The organism is Mycobacterium helveticum, from assembly GCF_007714205.1.
In the GTDB taxonomy this organism is placed as follows: Bacteria; Actinomycetota; Actinomycetes; order Mycobacteriales; family Mycobacteriaceae; genus Mycobacterium; species Mycobacterium helveticum.
On record NZ_VMQU01000175.1, the window covers coordinates 1 to 8,620 of the forward strand.

7 protein-coding genes are annotated in these 8,620 nt (G+C 70.3%); 3 read left to right on the plus strand and 4 right to left on the minus strand.

The annotated features are described in order from the left end of the window. Nucleotides 1–213: 213 nt before the first annotated feature. Both FPZ47_RS25100 and FPZ47_RS25105 read right to left on the minus strand, forming a co-directional pair. Nucleotides 214–996: an enoyl-CoA hydratase gene (locus FPZ47_RS25100; protein WP_144945708.1), complete on the minus strand. Its 783-nt coding sequence runs from the start codon at nucleotides 994–996 to the stop codon at nucleotides 214–216. Between the two features lie 14 nt (nucleotides 997–1,010). After that, on the minus strand, nucleotides 1,011–2,048 hold the full coding sequence (locus tag FPZ47_RS25105) for an enoyl-CoA hydratase/isomerase family protein (protein ID WP_144945705.1): 1,038 nt from the start codon (nucleotides 2,046–2,048) through the stop codon (nucleotides 1,011–1,013). A gap of 271 nt (nucleotides 2,049–2,319) precedes the next feature. Here FPZ47_RS25105 and FPZ47_RS25110 point away from each other — a divergent pair, with 271 nt between their 5' ends. Beyond that, nucleotides 2,320–3,177, plus strand: coding sequence for a Bax inhibitor-1/YccA family protein (locus tag FPZ47_RS25110; protein ID WP_144945702.1), 858 nt, complete (start codon nucleotides 2,320–2,322; stop codon nucleotides 3,175–3,177). Between the two features lie 193 nt (nucleotides 3,178–3,370). On the opposite strand, the gene FPZ47_RS25115 is transcribed toward FPZ47_RS25110, so the two are convergent. Then, the gene (locus FPZ47_RS25115; RefSeq protein WP_144945698.1) at nucleotides 3,371–4,588 is read right to left on the minus strand and encodes an acetyl-CoA C-acetyltransferase; all 1,218 of its coding nucleotides are present in this window, start codon (nucleotides 4,586–4,588) and stop codon (nucleotides 3,371–3,373) included. Between the two features lie 96 nt (nucleotides 4,589–4,684). Next, complete coding sequence (locus FPZ47_RS25120; protein ID WP_144945984.1) at nucleotides 4,685–5,632, minus strand: SGNH/GDSL hydrolase family protein; 948 nt, start codon at nucleotides 5,630–5,632, stop codon at nucleotides 4,685–4,687. 246 nt (nucleotides 5,633–5,878) lie between these two features. Here FPZ47_RS25120 and FPZ47_RS25125 point away from each other — a divergent pair, with 246 nt between their 5' ends. Together FPZ47_RS25125 and FPZ47_RS25130 are read left to right on the plus strand one after the other, a co-directional pair. Next, a complete protein-coding gene (locus tag FPZ47_RS25125; protein ID WP_144945695.1) occupies nucleotides 5,879–6,952 on the plus strand; it encodes an alpha/beta hydrolase in 1,074 nt (357 codons plus the stop codon). Between the two features lie 31 nt (nucleotides 6,953–6,983). Next, entirely contained in the window at nucleotides 6,984–8,378 is a 1,395-nt protein-coding gene (locus FPZ47_RS25130; RefSeq protein ID WP_144945693.1) for a cystathionine beta-synthase, read from the plus strand. Nucleotides 8,379–8,620: the final 242 nt, after the last annotated feature.

Consider the following 8,620-nt stretch of genomic DNA (forward strand, 5'->3'; position numbering starts at 1 on the left):
ACCCACACCCCCCCCCCCCCGGCGGGGGGGGGGGGGGGTGTGTTTGCCGCCCCCCCCCCCCCCCGCCCCGCGCGGGGGGGGGGGCGGGGGCGCCCCCGCGCCCGGACTCCGGCGGTTCGGCAACGCTGCGGGATTCGGCTTCCGGACCCCTCTGGGCCGCCGGTTGGTGGCCGGCGGTGTTGGTCGCGGAACCCGGCTGGTCCATGGCAAGCCCTACCGGTGGCGGAAGTTGGGAGCGCGTTTCTCGATGAAAGCGGCCATGCCCTCGGACTGGTCCTCGGTGGCGAACGTCGAGTGGAACAGCCGGCGTTCGTAGAGCAGCCCCTCGGACAGGGTGGACTCGAACGAGCGGTTGACGGCCTCCTTGGCCATCCGGGCCGCCGTGCGCGACATCCGCGAGATGGTGGTGGCGACGGCCCTGGCCTCGGTCAGCAGGTCGTCGGCCGGTACCACGCGCGAGACCAGGCCGCTGCGTTCGGCTTCCGCGGCGTCGATGGTGCGCCCGGTCAGGATGAGGTCCATGGCCTTGGCCTTACCGATGGCGCGGGTCAGCCGTTGGGAGCCGCCCATGCCCGGCAGCACACCGAGTTTGATCTCGGGCTGGCCGAATTTGGCCGTGTCGGCCGCGATCAGCAGGTCGCACATCATCGCGAGCTCGCAGCCACCGCCGAGGGCATGGCCCGCGACCGCGGCGATCGTCGGAGTGCGGACGGCCGCCAGTTTGGCCCAGGGGGCGAAGAAATCGGCGCCGAAGGCGTCGGCGAAGGTCAGAGCGGCCATCTCCTTGATGTCGGCACCGGCGGCGAATGCCTTGGCTGATCCGGTGATGATGATCGCCCCGACGCCGGGGTCGTCGTCGAATTCGGTTGCTGCGCTGGTGACTTCGCTCATCACCTGGCTGTTGAGGGCGTTGAGCGCCTGCGGCCGGTTCAGCGTGATGATGCCGACCCGCTCGTCGCGCTCGACGAGAATGGTCTCGAATGTCCTGTCTGTCACCGAATCCGCCTTTCTCAAAAACTCAAGTCGTCGTCGACGGGCGCGAAATACGCGTCGACCTCAGCCGCGCTGACCTCGGCCAGCGTCGCCGGGGACCACTTCGGGTTGCGATCCTTGTCGATCAGCTGCGCGCGGATGCCCTCCACCAGGTCGTGTGAGCGCAGCGACGCGCTCGACACCCGATAGTCCTGCACCAGAACGTCTTCCAGCGTCTCCAGTTTGGCGGCCCGGCGCACCGCTGCCAGCGTCACCGACACCGCGACGGGGGAGCGGGTGGCGATCAGGTCGGCGGCCTCCCGCGCGGCCGCCGCGCGGTGCCCGCGCAGGGCGGCGAGGATGTCCTGCGCGTTGTCGCCGTCGTAGCATTCGTCGATCCAGTCCCGTTGTGCGGCAAGCTCACTCGGTGCAGGTTCGACCGCGTGCCGGGCCAGCGCGCGGTCGGGTCCGTCGTCGACGACCGCTCGGGTGAACGCCTCGAGATCGCCGTGCGGCACGCAGTGGTCGGCGAATCCCATCGCGATGGCGTCGGCGCCGGAAAACGGCGCCCCGGTCAGGGCGGCGTGCAGGCCCAGCCCGCCCGGCGCCCGGGACAGCAGGAACACCCCGCCCACGTCGGGGATGAACCCGATGCCGACCTCGGGCATCGCGACTTTGGAGGTGTCGGTCACCACCCGGGTGTTCGCGTGCGCGCTGACGCCGACCCCGCCGCCCATCACGATGCCGTCCATCAACGCGACGTACGGTTTGGCGAACCGGCCGATCTGCGCGTTCATCAGATACTCGTCGCGCCAGAAGCGCCGCGCCTCCACCCCGTCCTTGCGGGCGCTGTGGTAGACCGCGACGACGTCGCCGCCGGCGCACAGCCCGCGTTCACCCGCACCGCGGAGCACCACCGCGCGCACCGCGTCGTCGCCGGCCCAGGCGGTGAGCACCGCCCGCAGCGCGTCCACCATCGGCTGGTTGAGCGAGTTGATCGCCTTGGGGCGGTTGAGCGTGATCAAGCCGACGCCCCCCTCGACGCGGGTCAGAACCTCGTCGGATCCCTCTGTCACGCCCTGGCCTCCTGGTGTTCGCGATCCGTTCGCATTCTGCGCGGCCGCCCCGAAGCCGAACCCGGCCTCGACGAGAAATCTAGATCGTTCCGAGGTCGGCAATGCCTGCGGGTAAGGTTTATCTTTGAGCCGACGACCGTATCCGAGGCAGGAGATGCTCGTCAGACGCCGGCTCTGTCGGGAACCCGGTCGGGCCACTGATCGTTGAGTAAGTGTTCGCACAGCTCGAAGCCACAGCTATGAGACCACAGCTATGAGAGAGGATCCGACGGTGCGGGAGACAAGTAACCCGGTATTTCGTTCGCTGCCCAAGCAGAGCGGCGGATATGCGCGATTCGGCACAGGCGCGCCACAGGTGCAGCAGGGCTATTACCAGGCCGATCCATACCGGGCCCCCTACCCGGAGGCCCGTGATGTCCGGGGAGCCTCCCGCCCGGTCACCATCGACGACGTCGTCACCAAGACCGGTATCACGCTGGCCGTGCTGTCGGCCGCCGCGGTCGTCTCCTACTTCCTGGTGTCGGCGAACAACGCGTTGGCGATGCCGCTGACCATGATCGGTGCGCTGGGCGGCCTGGGACTGGTGCTGGTGGCCACCTTCGGGCGCAAGCAGGACAGCCCGGCGATCGTGCTGAGCTACGCGGTCCTGGAGGGGCTGTTCCTCGGCGCCGTCTCGTTCGTGTTCGCGAACTACCAGGTGTCCTCGGCCAGCGCCGGCGCCCTGATCGGCGAGGCCGTGCTGGGCACCTTCGGGGTGTTCTTCGGCATGCTCGTCGTGTACAAGACCGGGGCCATCCGAGTCACGCCCAAGTTCACCCGATACCTGATCGCCTCGATGTTCGGCGTGCTGGCCCTGATGCTCGGCAACTTCGTGCTCGCGATGTTCGGTGTCGGTGGCGGCACGGGCCTGGGACTGCGCAGCGGCGGGCCGCTGGCCATCCTGTTCTCGATCGTCTGCATCGGTATCGCTGCCTTCAGCTTCCTCATCGACTTCGACGCCGCCGACCAGATGGTCCGCGCCGGCGCTCCGGAGAAGGCGGCATGGGGCATCGCGCTGGGCCTGACGGTGACCCTGGTCTGGCTCTACCTTGAGATCCTGCGCCTGCTGAGCTACCTGCAGAACGATTAGCACGCTCCACGCACAAGGGGCCGGCACCATCGTGCCGGCCCCTTGTGCGTCCCGTCCCTTTTCGTCCCGCGCCCCATCCCGTGAACGCCCCAGCCCGTGGACTGTGAACTGGCGGCGTCGAGGGTGAACCGGTGGCGGCGTGGCTCGGCGTGTCGCCGCCCACGATTCACCCTCGACGGCCCATCGAGCGGCTCTAGCTGAGCCGCTCGATGATCATCGCCATGCCCTGGCCGCCACCCACGCACATGGTTTCCAGGCCGAACGTCTTGTCGTGGGTTTGCAGGTTGTTGAGCAGCGTGGTGGCGATGCGCGCGCCGGTCATGCCGAACGGGTGGCCCAGGGCGATCGCCCCGCCGGACACGTTCAGCTTGTCCTCGTCCATGCCCAGCTCGCGCGCCGAGGCCAGCACCTGGACCGCGAACGCCTCGTTGATCTCGTACAGGTCGATGTCGCCGATCGACATGCCGGCGCGGTGCAGCGCCTTCGTGCAGGCCTCGATCGGGCCCAGGCCCATGATCTCCGGCGACAGGCCGCTGACCCCGGTGGACACGATGCGTGCCAGCGGCGTCAGTCCGAGCTCCTTGGCCTTGGTGTCGCTGGTGATGATCAGGGCGGCCGCTCCGTCGTTCAACGGGCACGCGTTCCCCGCCGTCACCGTGCCGTTGGGCCGGAACACCGGCTTGAGCTCGCTGACCTTCTCGTAGGTGGTCCCGGCCCGCGGGCCGTCATCGGTGCTGACGGTGCTTCCGTCCGGCAGGGTCACCGGGGTGATCTCACGCGCGAAGAAGCCGCTCTTGATCGCCTCCTCCGCCCGGTTCTGGCTGCGCACCCCCCAGCGGTCCTGCTCCTCGCGGCTGATCCCGGTCATGATCGCGACGTTCTCGGCGGTCTGACCCATCGCGATGTAGACGTCGGGCAGGTTGCCGTCGTCGCGGGGGTCGTGCCACTCCTCGGCGCCCGCCGCGGCGGCCGCCGAACGCTCCTGCGCCGCGTCGAACACCGGATTCTTGGTGTCCGGCCACGAGTCGGAGTTGCCCTTGCCGAAGCGGGAGACCGTTTCCACGCCCGCGGAGATGAACGCGTCGCCCTCGCCCGCCTTGATCGCGTGAAACGCCATCCGCGTGCTCTGCAGCGACGACGAGCAGTACCGGTTCACCGTGGTGCCCGGCAGGAAGTCGTAGCCCAGCTCGACGGCGACGACGCGCGCCATGTTGAACCCGGACTCGCCACCGGGCAGGCCGCAGCCCAGCATGAGGTCGTCGATCTGGTGCGGGTCGAGTGCGGGGACCTTGTCGAGCGCGGCACGCACCATCTGGGCGGCCAGGTCGTCGGGCCGCATGCTGACCAGCGATCCCTTCATGGCGCGGCCTATCGGCGAGCGAGCAGTGGAGACGATGACAGCTTCAGGCATGACGATTTCCTTCAAATCCGATGGGCGTGCTCGCTTCATGAGCCGGTGGTACGTCCATCGCCGACGGCCCGGACGAGACCGACTCAAATCTAATCGCTACCCACCGGCCGGCATGACGACGGGGCGGGTTGACCCCGCCTCCGGGCGCCGCCACCGCCGCGCCACCACGGGGAGTCCCGACTGCGCCGGCGGCGCCGGTGACGGCGGGAGCGCGGGCTCGGGGCTCTCGCCGGTGTCGCTGAGCGCGTCGTAGAGCGCCGACAACAGCGCGTCCGCGGCCAGCGCATACGCGGCCGACGAGGGGTGGTAGCCGTCGGCGGAGAACATCGCCTCCGGCGTGGCCCGGAACTGCGGCGCCAGCAGATACGCCAGCGGCACCGGCACCCCGCCGGCGGCTCGCACCGACGCGGCCTGGGCGCGGGCCAGCTGGGAGGTGCGTGCGTGGGCCAGCGAGCGCAGCGGCTGCGGGATCGCGCTGATCACCCCGAGGTCCGGGCAGGTGCCGACGACCACGGCCGCGCCGTGGGTGCGCAACCTGCGGACCGTCAGGGCCAGCCGTTGGGCCGATGGGCCGACGCCGTTGAGGGCGGTCACGTCGTTGGCGCCCAGCATCATCACCGCCGCGTCCGGCGGGGGTCCGGCGACGAACATCGCGTCGACCTGCCCGCACACCCCCTTCGACGTCGCGCCGACGATGGCCTTCGTGCTCAGCCGGATGTGACCGCCGGTCCGCTCGGCGAGCCCGCGGGCGATGAGCACGCCCGGCACTTCCTCGGCGCTCATGCAGCCGTACCCGGTCGCCGTCGAGTCGCCGAAGATCATCAGGTGCAGGTCGGAGTGAATGCCGCGGTGCCACCGTTGGACCGGCCCGCCGCCGGGGGCGTAGACGCCGTCGGCCCGCGGCGGGATGTCCCAGGATTTGGGGATCACGGTGCGCGCGTGCGTCGCCTGGCCGAGCAGCAGGTTGCGAGCGCCCAGGTACGCGGTACCCGTCGAGGCGAGAGCCCCCGCCGTGGCCAGGGCGATCGTCGAACGACGCGGCACCCGGATGGTCACGGTGCTTATTTTAGACCGGCTCCGGGGTTTGCAAGGGCGCGTTCTGAACGAACTGATCACGTTGTGGATCAGAACTGGTATCAAAACCGGCCGTTGAAACGCCGTCTGTGACAACGCGTGTCAAGCTAACCCTCGACGGGTTAGTTGAATGGCTGGGCGGGTTTCGGCGAACCAGAAGCTTAGCTGCCCCGCCACATGCCGTATCGGACTACAAAGGCGTAGGAAGTGGTGAGCATGACCGCATTTCGCGACGAATACAGCTCGCCCCGACCTGCCGTCCGCACCCACGACGTCCTGGCGGCGCGCAGGACTGCGGCCCGCCGGTTCGCCATCAGTGACGGTGCGCCGGTCGAGGTCCTCGAATCCGGGCCCAGCATCGCCGCCCGGGTGGCCGGGCTGGCCTCGCGGCTGACGATCCGGCCGGTGCTGGCCGTGGGCAGCCTTGCCCCCCACGTGCCCTGGCCCTGGGGCCTCATCGACCTCGCGTCGCGGGTGCTGCTCCCGGTGTCGGCCACCGTCCGCGAGACGGTGAACCTGGGCAACGCCTCGGCGCAACTGGTGCGCGCCCCCGGGGTGCTGCCCGCGGACGGCACCCGCCGGGTGGTCGTCTACCTGCACGGCGGCGCGTTCCTGACCTGCGGCGCGAGTTCGCACGGCAGGCTCGTCGAGGCGTTGTCCGCGTTCGCCGACTCGCCCGTCCTGGTGGTCAACTACCGGCTGCTGCCCAAACATTCGATCGGAATGGCCCTCGAGGACTGCCACGACGGGTACCGGTGGCTCCGGTCGCGCGGCTACCAGCCCGGCCAGATCGTGCTGGCCGGTGACTCGGCGGGTGGTTACCTGGCGCTCGCGCTGGCGCAACGTCTGCAACGCGAAGGGGACAACGAGGTGCCGGCCGCGCTGGTGGCGATCTCGCCGCTGCTGCAGCTGGCGAAGGAATGCAAGCAGGCGCACCCCAACATCAGGACCGACGCGATGTTTCCCCCGAAGGCGTTCGACGCTCTCGACGTTCTCGTCACCAGTTCGGCCGCCAAGAACACGGTGGACGGCAAACCCGAGGAGATCTACGAGCCGCTGGAGCACATCACTCCCGGACTGCCGCGCACCCTGATCCACGTCTCGGGGTCCGAGGTGTTGCTGCACGACGCCCAGCTGGCGGCCCGCCGGCTGGCGGCGGCCGGGGTGCCGGCCGAACTGCGGGTCTGGCCCGGTCAGATCCACGACTTCCAGCTGGCCGCTCCGATGGTGCCGGAAGCGGTCCGGTCGCTGCGCCAGATCGGCGAGTACATCCGCGAGGCCACCGGGTAGCTGATCGGCGTCGGCCTGAGACGATGAGCGCATGCGAATCGCGCAGCACATCAGTGACCTGATCGGCGGTACGCCACTGGTGCGCCTGCACGCCGTCGTCCCCGCCGGTGCCGGCGCCGTGGCGGCGAAGGTCGAGTACCTCAACCCCGGTGGCAGCTCCAAGGACCGGATCGCCGCGAAGATGATCGACGCCGCCGAGGCCGGCGGGCAGCTCAAGCCGGGCGGCACCATCGTCGAACCGACGTCGGGCAACACCGGCGTCGGTCTCGCCCTGGTCGCCCAGCGCCGCGGCTACCGGTGCGTCTTCGTGTGTCCCGACAAGGTCAGCGAGGACAAACGCAACGTGTTGCTCGCCTACGGGGCCGAGGTCGTCGTGTGCCCGACGGCGGTGCCGCCCGAACACCCGGACAGTTACTACAGCGTGTCCGACCGGTTGGTCGCCGAGATCGACGGAGCCTGGAAACCCGACCAGTACGCCAACCCGGGAGGACCCGCCAGCCACTACGAGACGACGGGCCCGGAGATCTGGACCGACACCGACGGCCGGGTCACCCACTTCGTGGCCGGGATCGGCACCGGGGGGACCATCACCGGGGCCGGGCGCTACCTCAAGGAGGTGTCCGGCGGGCGGGTGCGCATCGTCGGGGTCGACCCCGAGGGGTCGGTGTACTCGGGCGGCAGCGGCCGGCCCTACCTGGTCGAGGGGGTCGGCGAGGACTTCTGGCCGGCGGCCTACGACCCGGGCGTGCCCGACGAGGTCATCGCGGTGTCCGACTCCGACTCGTTCGACATGACCCGGCGGCTGGCCCGCGAGGAGGCGCTGCTGGTCGGCGGCTCGTGCGGGATGGCGGTGGTGGCCGCGGTGGAGGTGGCCGAGCGGGCCGGACCCGATGCCCTCGTCGTCGTCGTGTTGCCCGACGGCGGCCGCGGCTACCTGTCGAAGATCTTCAACGACGCGTGGATGTCGTCGTACGGGTTTCTGCGCAGCCGCCTCGACGGCTCCACCGAGCAGCCCACGGTGGGTGAGGTGCTGCGCCGCAAATCCGGCGCGCTGCCCGACCTGGTGCACACCCATCCCTCCGAGACGGTGCGCGACGCCATCGGCATCCTGCGCGAGTACGGCGTGTCCCAGATGCCGGTGGTCGGCGCGGAGCCCCCGGTCCGGGCCGGCGAGGTCGCCGGCAGCGTCTCCGAACGCGAACTGCTCTCGGCGGTGTTCGAGGGCCGCGCCAAGCTGGCCGACGCCGTCTCGCAACACATGAGCCCGCCGCTGCGGATGATCGGGGCCGGCGAGCCGCTCGGTGCGGCCGGCAAAGCCCTGCGCGACTCGGACGCGCTCATGGTGGTGGAGCAGGGCAAACCCGTCGGTGTCATCACCCGGCATGACGTGCTGGGGTTTCTCTCGGAGGCGCCGCGCCGGCGTTAGGGGGCCCCGGGGGACTCGTCCCGGGCCGCAGCGCTGCTCAGGTAGTGTGATGCGGCCCGGTTCGCCCAATCCGCAGCGGAAGGTTGCCCATGACCGATCAACCGCCATCCGGCGCTTACCCGCCGCCTCCGTCGTCGCCCGGTTCCGCCGGTGGGCCTGAGCCGCAATCCGGTAAGCACGAGGCCCCTTCGGCGCCCCCGCCGCCCCCCGGGCCCGGGCGCGCGCGCGGGGGGGGGGGGGGG